Source organism: Flavobacterium sp. GW821-FHT11G01, assembly GCF_058808175.1.
In genome coordinates this window covers 103,144-117,517 of record NZ_JBXARK010000008.1, presented here as the reverse complement: position 1 = coordinate 117,517, position 14,374 = coordinate 103,144, and the positions used below count along the sequence as shown (strand labels likewise).

The following is a 14,374-nucleotide window of genomic DNA, read 5'->3' as shown; positions in this document are numbered from 1 at the left end:
TGGTTTGTGAATATACGTTCCGTAGGAACGTTTGATTATGTTCAAAACATTCATACCCCAAAACAGATGTCCCTACAGGACACATTCGAAAATCGTAATATTTTTTTCTACCGATCAAATATTCCTACGGAATAATAAATTATATCATTTGGGAATAATAAAAAACCCGACAAATTTTTAAAATTTGTCGGGTTTTTCTATGCTTAATTTTTCTTAATCTCTTAATGGTGAAAAAAATAAATTTAAATGCTTAAATCTTCTTCCTCATTCTTGCAACCGGAATGTCAAGCTGTTCGCGGTACTTTGCAATAGTTCTTCTTGCGATCGGATACCCTTTTTCTTTTAAAATGTCCGCCAATTGATCGTCTGGCAAAGGTTTCTTTTTGTCTTCTTCTTCAATTGTATTTTTAAGGATCTTTTTGATTTCTAAAGTCGAAACATCTTCTCCCTGATCATTTTTCATGGCTTCAGAGAAAAATTCTTTAATAAGTTTTGTTCCGTATGGTGTTTCTACATATTTACTGTTGGCAACACGCGAAATTGTCGAAATATCCAAACCAACCATATCGGCAATGTCTTTTAAGATCATTGGTTTTAGTTTGGTTTCGTCGCCATCTAAAAAGTATTCTTCCTGATAATGCATAATCGCATTCATCGTAACAAAAAGTGTTTCCTGACGTTGTCTGATCGCATCGATAAACCATTTAGCCGAATCCAGTTTTTGTTTGATAAACTGAACTGCATCTTTTTGTGCCGATGATTTATCACGAGAATCTTTATACGTCTGCATCATTTCCTGATAATCTTTAGAAACGTGCAACGACGGGGCATTTCTTCCGTTTAAAGTCAATTCCAGTTCGCCGTCAACAATTCTGATCGCGAAATCAGGAACTACATTCTCCGTTACTTTATTGTTTCCAGTGTAAGATCCACCTGGTTTTGGATTTAATCTTTCGATTTCGTGAATGGCTTTTTTAAGCTGTTCGTTCGAAACGGCATACTTTTGCAATAATTTATCGTAATGTTTTTTAGTAAAAGCATCAAACTGATTTTCGATAATATCGATAGCTAAATCAACATATTCTGTTGGCGTTTTGTGCTTTAACTGCAACAACAAACATTCTTGTAAATCACGTGCACCAACTCCCGAAGGTTCAAGTTCGTGAATGACATGAAGCATTTTTTCGACCATTGCTTCGTCGGTATAAATACCTTGCGTAAAAGCCATGTCGTCAACCATATCAGCAACGCTTCTGCGGATGTAACCCATATCATCAATACTTCCAACAAGGAATTCAGCGATTTCGCGTTCTTCATCATTCAGAATAAAAGTATTCAGCTGATTGATTAAATCCTGATGAAAACTAATTGGCGAAGCAAAAGGCGTTTCGCGTTCTTCGTCTTCACTATAATTGTTAACCTGAGTTTTGTAATCCGGAGTATCGTCGTCGCTTAGATATTCGTCAATGTTAATGTCGTCTGCTTCGATTCTGTCTGATTCTGCATCATCATAATCGTCGTAGTCTTCATTGGCGAATTCATCGGCTTCGTATTCGTCTTCTTTACCAGCTTCCAAAGCTGGATTTTCGTTCATTTCTTCTAATAAACGTTGCTCAAAAGCTTGCGTAGGCAATTGAATTAACTTCATCAGCTGTATTTGCTGTGGAGATAATTTTTGTGATAATTTTAAATTTAAAAATTGCTTTAGCATAATAAGGCACTAATTTTTTTAGCCACTAAGACGCGAAGGCGCAAAGTTTTTTATTTTTTAATTGCCTCTAAGGCTTATATTTGAAATCTTTTAAAATACTCTTTTCGTATTTATAAATCTTCTAATACCACTTTTGATTAATGGTACATTGAAATTAATTAAAAAACCTAAATCTTTATTTAGCAATTTTAATTGACTTATAATTTGTGCTTCCCAAACCGGATTTATTTGTTCAACTGCTTTTATTTCTATAATTATAGAATCTTCAATCAGCAAATCTAATCTTAATCCTTCTTCAAATTCAATTCCATCATAAAAAATCGGAATATCAACTTGCCGTTTCACATCAAGACCGGCTTTTGTAATTTCATGAGCCAAACAAACTTCATAAACTCTTTCTAATAATCCCGGTCCAAGTTGTTTATGAACTTTAAACGCCGAGTTTACAATTATTTTTCCAATTTCTTCTGTTCTTTCAGAGAGCATAATATTTTGTATTTGCCACGAAGACGCTAAGGCGCAAAGATTATTTTTTTAAGGCTGAAGTCCTCAAAAAAAATAAAATAATACTTTTTGAATTTGTGTCTTCGTGGTATTATTTTAATTTTTTTGAGTCTTTAAGCAGTGCTTAAAAATAAAACTTAGTGTCTTTGTGCCTTCGTGGCAAATTCCGTTTCCTAGAATTCTGCGTTTCCTGGAGTTCTTGGGAAAGGAATTACGTCTCTAATGTTTGTCATTCCAGTTACAAACAATACCAAACGCTCAAATCCTAAACCGAAACCTGCGTGCGTTGCAGAACCAAATCTTCTGGTGTCTAAATACCAGTATAATTCTTCTTCGTCGATATCTAAGGCTTTCATTTTTTCTACCAAAACATCGTAACGCTCTTCTCTTTCAGAACCACCAACGATTTCTCCAATTCCAGGGAAAAGGATATCCATGGCACGAACCGTTTCTCTTCCAGGTTCTGTGTTATCGTTCAAACGCATATAAAACGCTTTGATGTTTGCTGGGTAATCGTATAAAATTACCGGACATTTAAAGTGTTTTTCCACTAAATAACGCTCGTGTTCAGATTGTAAATCAGCTCCCCATTCTTCGATGATGTAACTGAATTTTTTCTTTTTATTTGGAGTTGAATCTCTTAAAATGTCAATTGCTTCCGTATAAGAAACACGTTTGAAGTTGTTCTCCAGAACGAAATTTAATTTCTCTAACAAAGCCATTTCGCTTCTTTCTGCCTGAGGTTTTGATTTTTCTTCTTCTAAAAGTCTTCCTTCTAAAAACTTCAAATCATCTTTACAGTTGTCTAAAGCATATTTAATAACGTACTGAATAAAATCTTCAGCCAAATCCATATTGTCATCAAGGTCGTTGAACGCAACTTCCGGCTCGATCATCCAAAACTCTGCAAGGTGACGAGAAGTGTTTGAATTCTCTGCTCTAAAAGTTGGTCCAAAAGTATAAATCTGACCCAAAGCCATGGCGAAAGTTTCTCCTTCTAATTGTCCGGAAACCGTTAAGTTTGTTTCTTTTCCGAAGAAATCTTCTTTATAATTTACTTTTCCGTCTTCTGTTCTTGGTGTATTGTCGAAAGGTAAAGCCGTAACTTTAAACATTTCTCCGGCACCTTCAGCATCAGAACCAGTAATGATTGGCGTATTTACATACACAAACCCTTTTTGTTGAAAATAGTTGTGAACCGCAAATGACAATACTGAACGTACACGCATAATTGCTCCAAAAGCATTAGTACGAACACGTAAATGTGCATTTTCTCTTAAGAATTCTAAAGAGTGTTTTTTAGGCTGCATTGGGAATTTCTCCGCATCAGAATCTCCAAGAATCTCAAGCGTTTTAACCTGAATTTCATATTTCTGACCAGCTCCTTTACTTTCAACTAAAGTTCCGGTTACAGAAACCGCAGCTCCGGTTGTGATTCTTTTTAAAGTTTCTTCCGCTGTATTTTCAAAATCAACAACACATTGTATATTATTAATGGTAGAACCGTCATTAAGCGCGATGAACTGATTATTTCTAAAAGTTCTCACCCATCCTTTTGCATTTACTTCCTGTAGCGTCGTCGTACTGTTTAATAAGTCTTTAACTTTTGTGTGTTTCATTTTAATTTTAGATTTTAGATTGCTGATTTTAGATTAAATAAAATCAGTATTTTTTATATCGAATTGCAAATATAAACGATAATAATTAATTTTTGAAGCTATTTCCCGCTCTCCGCTGTATCTTTTTCTTGCTAAAGAAGCAAGAAAAAGGATGCCGCTTCGATCGGGGCTAGGGGTTCAGTTTTCAAAAGTCCTGTTTTGTCATTTCGACGAAGGAGAAATCACATCCCGAGAGCAGCGATCGTACTGGATCGGCTAGTGTGATTTCTCCTTCGTCGAAATGACAAGATTGTATTTAATCAGTTCTAATTAGTGAAATTAGTGTTCCCTTCCAATCCTTCCAAATCCTCTTTCTTAGCTTTCTTCTTCTCAAAAGTCAAAACCAAAGCCGGTAAAACCAATAAATTAGCAAACATCGCAAATGCCAATGTACATGAAATTAATCCACCAAGCGCAATTGTTCCGCTAAAACTAGAAAGTGTGAAAGTAGCGAATCCTAAAATTAAAACTACTGACGTATAAAAAGTACTGATTCCGGTTTCTCTCAAGGCACTGAAAACAGATTTTTTTACTTTGCCGTTACTTTGAATTAAATCATGTTTGTATTTCGCCATAAACTGAATTGCATTATCTACCGAGATTCCGAAAGCAATACTGAATACTAAAATCGTTGAAGGCTTTAATGGAATTCCAAAATAACCCATTAATCCGGATGTAATGCAAAGCGGTAAAACATTCGTAATTACCGATGCAAAAACCATTTTGAACGATCGGAACAAATACAGCATCAAAATTGCAATTACTAAAATCGCAAAAATCAAGGATTCAATTAAATTGTCAACCAGGTAAGATGTTCCTTTCTGGAAAACCAATGCTTTTCCGGTAACGGTAACTTCATAACGATCTTTAGGGAAAATTTCATCAATTTTTGAATGTAATTTTTTCTCGACTTTCGCCATTTCATCGGTACCAATATCTTTCATGAAAGTCGTGATTCGGGCATATTGTCCTGTCGAATCAACATAAGCTTTCATTAAATTTTCTTTGCTGTTTTTCGTTGCGTTTTTAGCATATCCCAAAATAAACGTCTGTTCCTGCGAAGTTGGCAATTGGTAATATTCCGGATTTCCGTTATAGAAAGCCTGTTTCGAATATTTAACTAAATTCACAATAGAAACTGGTTTTGCCAATTCCGGCATTTCTGCAATTGTATTTTGCAATTCGTCCATTTTACGAATGGTCGACGCCTTCATAACACCTTTTTTGTGTTTGGTGTCAATCATGATTTCAAGCGGCATCACACCGTTGAATTCTTTTTCGTAGAATAAAATATCTTTAAAGAAAGAAGCACTTTTTGGCATTTCACCAATCAAACTTCCTGACACTTTCATTTGTGCAACTCCAATGACACTGAAAACTAAAAGCAAACCGTAAATGGTGTAAATTATTTTTCGTTTGTTTTTTACCACATTTTCTACAAAATCTAACAATGTAGAAATGTAAGTTTTAGTTAAGTGATATAAATGTTTTTCTTTTGGAAGTGACATGAAACTGTATACAATTGGCACAATTAAAAGTGTCAGTAAATAAACAGAAATTACGTTGATAGAAGTCACCAAACCAAATTCAAAAAGCAAATCGTTTCCGGTAATCATAAAAGTTGCAAAACCTATCGCAGTCGTTAAATTCGTCATTAAAGTCGAAACTCCAATTTTCGAAATAATACGCTGTAAAGCCTTTGCCTGATTGTTATGAAGTTTAATTTCCTGCTGGTATTTGTTGATCAGGAAAATACAATTCGTAATTCCGATTACGATAATTAATGGCGGAATAATAGCCGTTAAAATCGTGATTTTATAATGAAATAATCCAAGCGTTCCAAACGACCAGATTACGCCGACAATCAAAATACAAATTGAAATAAATGTTGCTCTGAACGAACGGAAAAAGAAAAAGAAAATTAGGGAAACCGTAAATAAAGCGGCTCCAATAAACAATCCAATTTCGCCTTTCATATCCGCCGCATTAATTGTTCTGATGTAAGGCATTCCCGAAACTTTCAAATCAATTCCGGTTGTTTTTTCGAATTTATCGATTTTCGGAACCAGGTTTTCAAGAATAAAAGTCTTTCTCTCAGCTGTATTTACAAGTGCTTTATTGATATAAATTGCAGAACGAATACTGCCGCTTTCTTTATTAAACAGCAATCCTTCGTAAAAAGGAAGATTGTGAAACAAATCGTATTGTACCTTTTTTAAATATTCCGGATCTACCGTTTTGCTTTGGTCGATAAAAGGCGAAAGAACAAATTTTTCATTCACCGTATCTTTTTCTAATTTTTTTAAATCATTTAAAGAAACAACCAAATCAACTTCTTTAGAATTTTTCAATCCCGTCATCAATTCATTCCAGGCAGCGTAATTTTTTGGTGTAAAAAACTTTGGATCCTGAAAACCAATAACAACAAGGTTTCCTTCTTCTCCAAATTTGTCTAAGAATTTTTGATAATCTTTGTTTGCAATGTGATTTTTAGGAAGCAAGTTGGCTTCAGTATACGTCATAGCAAGGTTTTTCCATTGAAAACCAAGGAAAATTGTCAGGGCCGCAACCAAAATTAATATTATTATTCTGTTTTTAAGAATAATTCGGGCTACTTTTTCCCAAAAACCAACGTGAATAGCGTTTTTCATAAAATCTTTAAAATGGATGCAAATGTAGTGAAAAGTGCTCGAAATCATAAACAATCGATTGTATTTTACTTAATGTTAACACAAATTTGCAAGTTGTTGCTTTATGATAAATTGCTCCATTTTGCTGTTTAATCATTAGCTTTTCTCATATTTGTATTAAATTTAAAAATGAAAAGAAAATGAATTGGATTTTATTAATTATTGCAGGACTTTTTGAAGTTGGATTTGCGTCATGTTTAGGCAAAGCCAAAGAAACAACTGGAATAATGTCAACGTATTGGATGGCAGGATTTTTTGTATGTCTTTCGATCAGTATGATTTTACTTTATAAAGCCACACAAGAATTACCAATTGGAACTGCCTACGCCGTTTGGACCGGAATTGGAGCTGTCGGAACTGTTTTAGTTGGAATATTTATTTTTAAAGAACCAGCAACTTTCTGGAGAATATTTTTTCTTTCAACATTAATTGCTTCAATTATTGGATTGAAGTTTGTTTCTAGTCATTAAAAAATAATATTGAAATTGGTAGAAAAATTTATTTTGATTTTAAATGCAACTAGAAGATTTGGAAGTCTTTCTTCGGGTATAGAGTTTGGTAATATTTATAATTATTTGCTTAACGATAATACAAAAGTAACTCTTGTTGAAGACGATTTTAGTTCAAGTTTAATCATTGGTTTTAAGGAAGCTTTTAAAGTTGATATAATCGAATACACAGTTAATCTTAAAAAGATTGATAACGAATTATTGATGCGTTTTTTAAAGATGAATTTTAGAGGAGATTATATAAGCGAAAAAACGGATAATTTTGATTTGTTACATGAAATTCTGGATTACTTGAATGTTGAATTTCGTGAAGCTGCGATTTCAGAAACAATTGAAGATAAGATTATATTTCATTTTAAGAAATCTTTATCTGAACTGGATAAGTTCTTTGAGGATGAAAGAAAATCGTTATCATTTTTTAAAAGTAATGAATTCTCAGTAGAAAATCTGTGTAATAATCCGATTAAGCTGAAATGGATTAATTTAGATTTTATTCAAAATTATGGATTCAATAATTCTTTTAGATTACTTGAATTTTTGTCATCAACACAGATTTTTCAAGAATACAAGAAGAAATTTTATCAAAAGAATAAAGATTATGAACTAGTTTTGTTCGTGTCTGAAGGCGAATTTTGTTGTAGTTTAAAAAAAATCGTGTTTTCTAGTTAGTTATTTTTATTTAAAGATTAAATCGTATGCAAGAAAACAACACCATCACTTTTATTTTTTTAGCCATAATTTTATTGTTGGTTGTCATCATTTGCTTTATGGTGTACCAATTAATGCAAGCCAAAAAATCGAAAGATGATGCCGAAGAAAGTTTTTATGCGCTTGAAAGAAAGGTCAATGATTTACAGTTAGAGACTTTAGAGTCAAAACTGAATCCGCATTTGTTTAAGAATATTTTGAATTCGATTCAGTCGCACGCCTATCAAACGTATTTTGCTTTAGATAAATTGGCGAATGTTCTGGATTATATTTTATATGAAAGCAAAAAGAAATTCGTCACTGCCAAAGAAGAAATTGATTTTGCACTGAATTTAATCGAAATCAATAAAATTAAAATCAGTCCGCTTTTCGAATTAAAGATCAAAACCAACATTAACAAAGAAGACAAACTGTACGAACAACCCTTACTGGCGCCGTTAATTTCGATTGACTTAATTGAAAATGCCTTTAAACATGCTGATTTGCAAAGTGCAGATGCTTTTATTTCGGTTGTTTTTGAGTTCAAAGACAATGCTTTTTTTATGACGGTTTCGAATAAAATCTCCAATAAAAAAGTATTGAAAAAGGAGCGAAGCGGTTTCGGTCACGCAACTTTAGAACATCGTCTCAAAATTATTTATAAGAATAATTTTAAACTGGATCGGTTCGTAGAAAATGATATTTATATTGCTCATCTAAAAATAGATTTACTTGAATACAAAACTGAAATGCTTGCTGCTGGACGATGAGTTACCTGGATTGACGTATTTAAAAATGCTTTGCGAACAAATTCCCGAAGTTGAAATTGTAAAAACGTTTAATAATCCGGAAAAACTTCTGGCCGAAATTCCGAATCTCGATTTTGATTTATTAATATCAGATATCGAAATGCCTGGAATGGATGGTTTGCATTTGGCCGAAATGCTAGATAATAAATTAGTGATTTTCTGCACAGCCTATAAAGAATATGCAGCCGATGCTTTTAATATCGATGCGGTAGATTATATTACAAAACCGGTAAAATTAGAACGTTTGCAAAAAGCAATCTCAAAAGCTTTGGAACGTTTTCATAAACCAGATACAGCAAAACAATTTATTCAACTGAATACCGACAAAGGAAAAACGTTGCTTTATTTTAATCAGATTCAGTACATCAAAACGGCAGTTAGTGATAGTCGTGATAAAACGGTTTTACTTTCTGATGGTAGTTTTCTGAATTTAAAAAATGTAAAATTTGATACACTTTTAAAGGAATTACCGGAATCGGATTTTTGCAGAATAAATAAAAAAGAAATCGTGGCAGTAAAGGCGATAAAATTCTTTAATCATAACGAAATCGTACTGCATCATTTAGAAGAAAATCATAAAAATACAACCCTGATTTTGAGTGAAACCTATCGTTCTGACTTTTTGAAAAAGGTAAAAATCTAACTTATTACAAAGTTTTTCGGACTTGTTACATAGATTGAAAATTAGCTGTAAATTTACTTTTTCACTACGCTTTCAGTGTTGATATTTGCGGCATTAAATCAAAAAAAACGAGTTATGAATAACATTAAAAACTCTTTATTTTATGTAACCATTATCGGGGGCTTTGGCGCTCTGATCTATTGGGTAATTTCAAAAGGTGCTGCATTAGAAGTTGGACGAGAAATTGTTCACAAAAAAATAGAAAGCAATCATTGGAATGATTTTCTGCATTCTATGGTTGAAAACTTACAACATCCATTGGCCATTTTATTAGCGCAAATTGTGACTATTATTTTAGTAGCGCGTTTGTTTGGATGGATTTTCAGAAAAATTGGACAACCTTCTGTAATTGGAGAAATGATTGCCGGAATTGTTTTAGGACCTTCTTTAGTCGGAATGTATTTTCCTGAATTTTCAGCAGCTTTATTCCCAAAAGAATCTTTAGGAAACTTACAATTTTTAAGTCAGATTGGTTTGATACTTTTCATGTTTGTTATCGGAATGGAACTCGATTTGAAAGTTCTTAAAAATAAAGCGCATGAATCGGTTGTAATTAGTCACGCCAGTATTGTAATTCCGTTTGCTTTAGGATTAACATTTGCTTATTTTATATATGGAACATTTGCTCCCGTTGGAGTTGAATTTTCTTCCTTCGGATTGTTTATGGGAATCGCCATGAGTATTACTGCTTTTCCGGTTTTGGCCAGAATTGTTCAGGAAAGAGGCATGCAAAAAACGAAACTCGGAACTATTGCCATAACCTGCGCCGCTGCCGATGATATTACGGCCTGGTGTATTTTAGCTGTTGTAATTGCGATTGTAAAGGCAGGTTCGTTCACGAGTGCTTTATATGTTATTGGTTTAGCTATTTTGTATGTAATTGTTATGTTGAAAATCGTTCGCCCGTTCCTGAAACGTGTAGGAGATCTAAATTCAACACGTGAAAGTCTGAACAAACCCGTTGTGGCTATTTTCTTTTTGACACTTTTATTTTCTGCTTATGCTTCTGAATTAATCGGAATTCATGCTTTATTTGGCGCTTTCTTAGCCGGAGCAATTATGCCGGAAAACAATAAATTCAGAAATATTTTTATTGAAAAAGTAGAAGATGTTTCGATCATCGTTTTATTACCATTGTTCTTTGTATTTACAGGTTTACGTACACAAATTGGCTTATTAAATGATCCTTATTTATGGAAAGTGACTGCTGTAATTATTGCGGTGGCTGTAACCGGAAAATTCTTTGGAAGTGCTTTGGCTGCAAAATTTGTGGGGCAAAACTGGAAAGACAGTTTAGCCATTGGAGCATTAATGAATACACGTGGTTTAATGGAATTAGTAGTTCTAAATATCGGTTACGATTTAGGAGTACTTTCTACTGAAATCTTTACTATGATGGTCATTATGGCTTTAGTAACCACTTTTATGACAGGTCCGGCATTAGATTTTATTGGTTTTATTTTTAAAGATAAAATTACCGCTATTCCTCAGGAAATTGGTAACAAAAGTAAGTACAAGATTTTGCTTTCGTTTGCAACTCCTGAAAAAGGGAAAAAACTATTGCAGATTGCTAACAGTTTAGTGAAAAAACAAGGTGACAATTCTATTGTAACAGCGATGCATTTGTCTTTAAGTACTGAAATACATTCATTTGATGTTAAAGATCATGAACGTAAAATGTTAGTTCCGGTGATTGAAGAATCGCAGCGTTTGAACCAAAACATGGTAAGTGTTTTTAAAGTAACCAATGATATTGATACTGATATTATTGATACAGCAAATCAAGGCGAATACGATCTATTATTAGTTGGTTTGGGACAATCTATTTTTGATGGAACTTTGCTTGGAAAGATTCTTGGTTTTACGACGCGAATTGTAAATCCGGATCGTTTGATTGATAAATTTACAGGGAAAGAAGGTTTGTTCGAAAATTCTCCTTTTGATGAAAGAACACGCCATATTATTGCCAAAAGTAAAATGCCGGTCGGAATTTTTATTGATAAAGATTTAGAAGAAGTCAATCAGATTTTCATGCCAATTTTTGCTCAGGAAGATGCTTTTTTAATTGAATATGCTAAAAAATTAATCAATAATAATGGCTCTCAAATTACAGTTTTAGACGCCAGCGGAGAAGTAAAAAGCACACGTGATATTCAGGAAAGCATTCGTTCGATCGAACAGATTGCGCCCAATCATATTATGATCATGCATGACAGAACGATTAAAAAAGAATTTTTAGAAACTCAAGACTTAATGATTATTAGTTTGGATAGCTGGAAAAAACTGATCGAATCTCAAAGTATCTGGTTAAATAATACGCCTTCTGTTTTGATTTTGAAACCATAAGGTTTTAAAATTCCAAAATAAAAAATCCCAAATTCCAATTTACAACAATTGGAATTTGGGATTTTTTTATTTGATCTAGTCGCATTTTTGTCATCCTGACGAAGGAAGGATCACACTAGAAACTCCGCAAAGAACGGACACAATACTTTGACGATTACCGAGTGTGATCCTTCCTTCGTCAGGATGACAAACTAGACTTGTGATGTGGACCCGAGCGCTAGGGAATAGGTGAAGCAATTTAAATATTGGAATTTAATTTACAATCCCAAATCAAGTACATAAGAAATCTTAACTGCAATATTATCTTCAAATTTCAGTAACTGATTTGGTCCATAACGGTAAAATCCTCCTAAACCAAAACCTTTAAAGATTCGGTTTAATTCAATTCCTGATTCAAAAAAGCCTTTGTCTAAGGTTTTGTATTCCGGACCAACATGTTGTTCTGGTTTTTCCATATTTCCCCAAGCCATTCTTGTTACTAATACCAAAGAAGGACGTACTTTTTTCATGATTTTAATTCGGTCAAAACCGTGCTTAACTTGAAAAAACACATATTGACTGGAGAAAAATTCATTAAAATACATGGTTTCAAAACTGTTTCTTCCGGCAAAAGTAATACGTTGCATAACAGTTTCTTTAGTCAGGTTATTTGGCATTGTGTTGTACAAATGTGTAATAGGTACATCTCCCATCGCAACACCACCTTGCAAAAGCAAACTTGTTTTTTGTCCGTTCAGGTATTTTTTTTCATACTCTGTTTTGAAATCTATTTTGCTGAAAGTAAAATCATTTTCTAAAACATTTGGAAGCGATTGCGTGTATTGAAAAGTAAATCTCGGAAATCTTTTGTCAGATTCTGTTCTTCCGGTTGGTGTTTGCATGAAATCGCTAAATGGTGCCCAAACGATAGACGCCATTGCTGTTGTCATGATATAACTTGAGTATAATTGTCCATTTAAATTATACAAATAGTCAAATTTTGGCTCGACATAGGTTCTTGATAATTCAAAAACAGCTTCCGTTTTTGGGATAATTTTTGTCTGTACATTCGCTTTCCAACTAATGTATTTGTAAAAAGTACTAATATTGATGGGGCGTGGATCGTAAATTTTGAAAACACGTTTGTCAACAGCGAAAACCGTACTTGCAATCTCCCGCACATCGTCAGTATAAGAACCGTTTAACCAGGTATTGGTAGATTTATCCAATAAAACTCCGGAACCTAAACTGTATTTAAAAATACCATCTTTTGTTCCGTATGCGGTGTAACCTTCAATTCTGAAATTTTTAGAAAATCGATCATTTGTAATTCCGCCAACACCTAAACGGAATCCTTCGTAATTATTGTAACTGATGATTTTTTTTAAATCCAAATCAATCGGACCAATCGGCAAATAACCGTTTATGATTTTTCGTCCAAGACCTAAACGTTTTTCAATTCTTTTACTTATTGAAATACTATCTAATAATTGATACGTTTTTTGGCTTTTTAGGTCTAAACTTTCTTTTCTGTACGTGTTCCAGAATTCTTCTGGTTTTTTGCTGGCATCGTCTTTAATTTCCATATAAAGCGATGGTGTCTTTATTAATGGATTTGTATTGTAATGAATGTCGAAATTATTACTTTCAGAAAGCAAGTACGTAAAATCTGAAGCCGATTTTTTTCTTGGTTCAAAATTATCTTCTACATCTCCGTCAAACTGAATTGTTCCGCCTAAGATTTTGATGTCATCGTCATTTTTTCCTTTTACAATTTTAAAAGTGGTGTTGCTCTGAAACCAAATTTTTTCATTTGGAACATATTCAAATTCGTGAATGCCACTAATGTCTAAAACACCTTTTATTCGCATAACGGCTTTTGCAACAGCATAATTTTCCTGATCTATGTACAAAACCCCTTCAAGGCCATTTGATTTCCTTTTTTTCTTGTTTTTAAAGTAAATCATGTAGGTGTTTCTTCCTTTTATCGGAACTGTATCAAGCAGTTTGTAGTTGTAATCTGCAAATGCATTTTCTGCAATCGGGCTCTGATGTTTAGTTTCGAACAATTCATATTTAGAATCGTAAACTGAGATAGACTGTAAATTAAATGCAATAATTTCGTAAACAGGTTGTTTAAAACCTGCCATTTTGGTGCCGAGAATAGTTTCTTTGAGCTTGTTATTTCCAAACTGATATTGTGAAACTTTTTCAGTCTGAAATAAATGTTGCTTGCTGATAATTTCTTTAAACTTATAATCAGAAGAATCAATATTGATTTCTTTCTTATTAAAGTCTTTATAAGCTGCAGAAGAATCAATTCTTCCGTCAATAGAATCAGGATTAGCAGTAACTATAAGTTTGTTATACGTTTTGTATTCAAAACTACTGAGTTTCTTTTGAGGATTATTCAGATTTTTATTCGCAATAACTTTCTTAATTATAGTTAAAGCCGGATTTTCATTAGAAACAACAACTTCTTTTAAATCATCTGTTTTTTGTGAAAGCGAAATCGAATAAAATTTTTTATTGCCTGTTAAAGCAATTATTTTAGTTTGAAACCCAATGTAAGAAACCACAAAAGTGTTGGTTTTTGAACTGGTTCTTAGATCAAATTTTCCGTCAACATCTGTAATCGTATTGTTGTTGTCTGAAGTGATTGTGGCAAACGGAAGAGGTTTTCTGTTGGAGTCAGTTACAATTCCGTTTATTTGAAATTGCGCCTGAATGGTAAGCGTAAAAAACAAAGTCAATAAACAAAATAGCTTCATACAGAGGATTATAGTTTCAAAAACGAAA

At 33.2% G+C, this 14,374-nt stretch carries 10 protein-coding genes; 5 read left to right on the top strand and 5 right to left on the bottom strand.

What is annotated here, in order from left to right; translation table 11 throughout:
- Positions 1–250: 250 nt before the first annotated feature.
- The 4 genes from rpoN to AC1RRN_RS15195 form a co-directional block, all read right to left on the bottom strand.
- A complete protein-coding gene (rpoN, locus tag AC1RRN_RS15210; protein ID WP_492968108.1) occupies positions 251–1,711 on the bottom strand; it encodes an RNA polymerase factor sigma-54 in 1,461 nt (486 codons plus the stop codon).
- Positions 1,712–1,801: 90 nt separating this feature from the next.
- Entirely contained in the window at positions 1,802–2,197 is a 396-nt protein-coding gene (locus tag AC1RRN_RS15205; RefSeq protein WP_492968107.1) for a GxxExxY protein, read from the bottom strand.
- Positions 2,198–2,388: 191 nt separating this feature from the next.
- A complete protein-coding gene (gene asnS, locus AC1RRN_RS15200) occupies positions 2,389–3,834 on the bottom strand; it encodes an asparagine--tRNA ligase (RefSeq protein ID WP_492968106.1) in 1,446 nt (481 codons plus the stop codon).
- Between the two features lie 305 nt (positions 3,835–4,139).
- Complete coding sequence (locus AC1RRN_RS15195) at positions 4,140–6,524, bottom strand: efflux RND transporter permease subunit (RefSeq protein ID WP_492968105.1); 2,385 nt, start codon at positions 6,522–6,524, stop codon at positions 4,140–4,142.
- Between the two features lie 179 nt (positions 6,525–6,703).
- On the opposite strand from AC1RRN_RS15195, the gene AC1RRN_RS15190 reads away from it, so the two are divergent.
- The 5 genes from AC1RRN_RS15190 (at position 6,704) to AC1RRN_RS15170 (ending at position 11,596) form a co-directional block, all read left to right on the top strand.
- Entirely contained in the window at positions 6,704–7,033 is a 330-nt protein-coding gene (locus AC1RRN_RS15190) for a DMT family transporter (RefSeq protein ID WP_492968104.1), read from the top strand.
- Between the two features lie 9 nt (positions 7,034–7,042).
- The gene (locus AC1RRN_RS15185) at positions 7,043–7,741 is read left to right on the top strand and encodes a hypothetical protein (protein ID WP_492968103.1); all 699 of its coding nucleotides are present in this window, start codon (positions 7,043–7,045) and stop codon (positions 7,739–7,741) included.
- Positions 7,742–7,767: 26 nt separating this feature from the next.
- Complete coding sequence (locus AC1RRN_RS15180; RefSeq protein ID WP_492968102.1) at positions 7,768–8,529, top strand: sensor histidine kinase; 762 nt, start codon at positions 7,768–7,770, stop codon at positions 8,527–8,529.
- A complete protein-coding gene (locus tag AC1RRN_RS15175) occupies positions 8,492–9,211 on the top strand; it encodes a LytR/AlgR family response regulator transcription factor (protein WP_492968101.1) in 720 nt (239 codons plus the stop codon). Before AC1RRN_RS15180 ends, AC1RRN_RS15175 begins: the two co-directional genes overlap by 38 nt.
- Before the next feature lie 114 nt (positions 9,212–9,325).
- On the top strand, positions 9,326–11,596 hold the full coding sequence (locus tag AC1RRN_RS15170) for a cation:proton antiporter (RefSeq protein WP_492968100.1): 2,271 nt from the start codon (positions 9,326–9,328) through the stop codon (positions 11,594–11,596).
- Positions 11,597–11,853: 257 nt separating this feature from the next.
- Here the strand turns inward: AC1RRN_RS15170 and AC1RRN_RS15165 are convergent, their stop codons facing one another.
- The gene (locus AC1RRN_RS15165; RefSeq protein ID WP_492968099.1) at positions 11,854–14,346 is read right to left on the bottom strand and encodes a DUF5686 family protein; all 2,493 of its coding nucleotides are present in this window, start codon (positions 14,344–14,346) and stop codon (positions 11,854–11,856) included.
- Positions 14,347–14,374 lie beyond the last annotated feature (28 nt).

Excerpts from the sequence above, each read along its gene's own strand:
- rpoN (WP_492968108.1), bottom strand. The coding sequence starts at position 1,711 with ATGCTAAAGCAATTTTTAAATTTAAAATTATCACAAAAATTATCTCCA.
- AC1RRN_RS15205 (WP_492968107.1), bottom strand. The coding sequence starts at position 2,197 with ATGCTCTCTGAAAGAACAGAAGAAATTGGAAAAATAATTGTAAACTCG.
- asnS (WP_492968106.1), bottom strand. The coding sequence starts at position 3,834 with ATGAAACACACAAAAGTTAAAGACTTATTAAACAGTACGACGACGCTA.
- AC1RRN_RS15195 (WP_492968105.1), bottom strand. The coding sequence starts at position 6,524 with ATGAAAAACGCTATTCACGTTGGTTTTTGGGAAAAAGTAGCCCGAATT.
- AC1RRN_RS15190 (WP_492968104.1), top strand. The coding sequence starts at position 6,704 with ATGAATTGGATTTTATTAATTATTGCAGGACTTTTTGAAGTTGGATTT.
- AC1RRN_RS15180 (WP_492968102.1), top strand. The coding sequence starts at position 7,768 with ATGCAAGAAAACAACACCATCACTTTTATTTTTTTAGCCATAATTTTA.
- AC1RRN_RS15170 (WP_492968100.1), top strand. The coding sequence starts at position 9,326 with ATGAATAACATTAAAAACTCTTTATTTTATGTAACCATTATCGGGGGC.
- AC1RRN_RS15165 (WP_492968099.1), bottom strand. The coding sequence starts at position 14,346 with ATGAAGCTATTTTGTTTATTGACTTTGTTTTTTACGCTTACCATTCAG.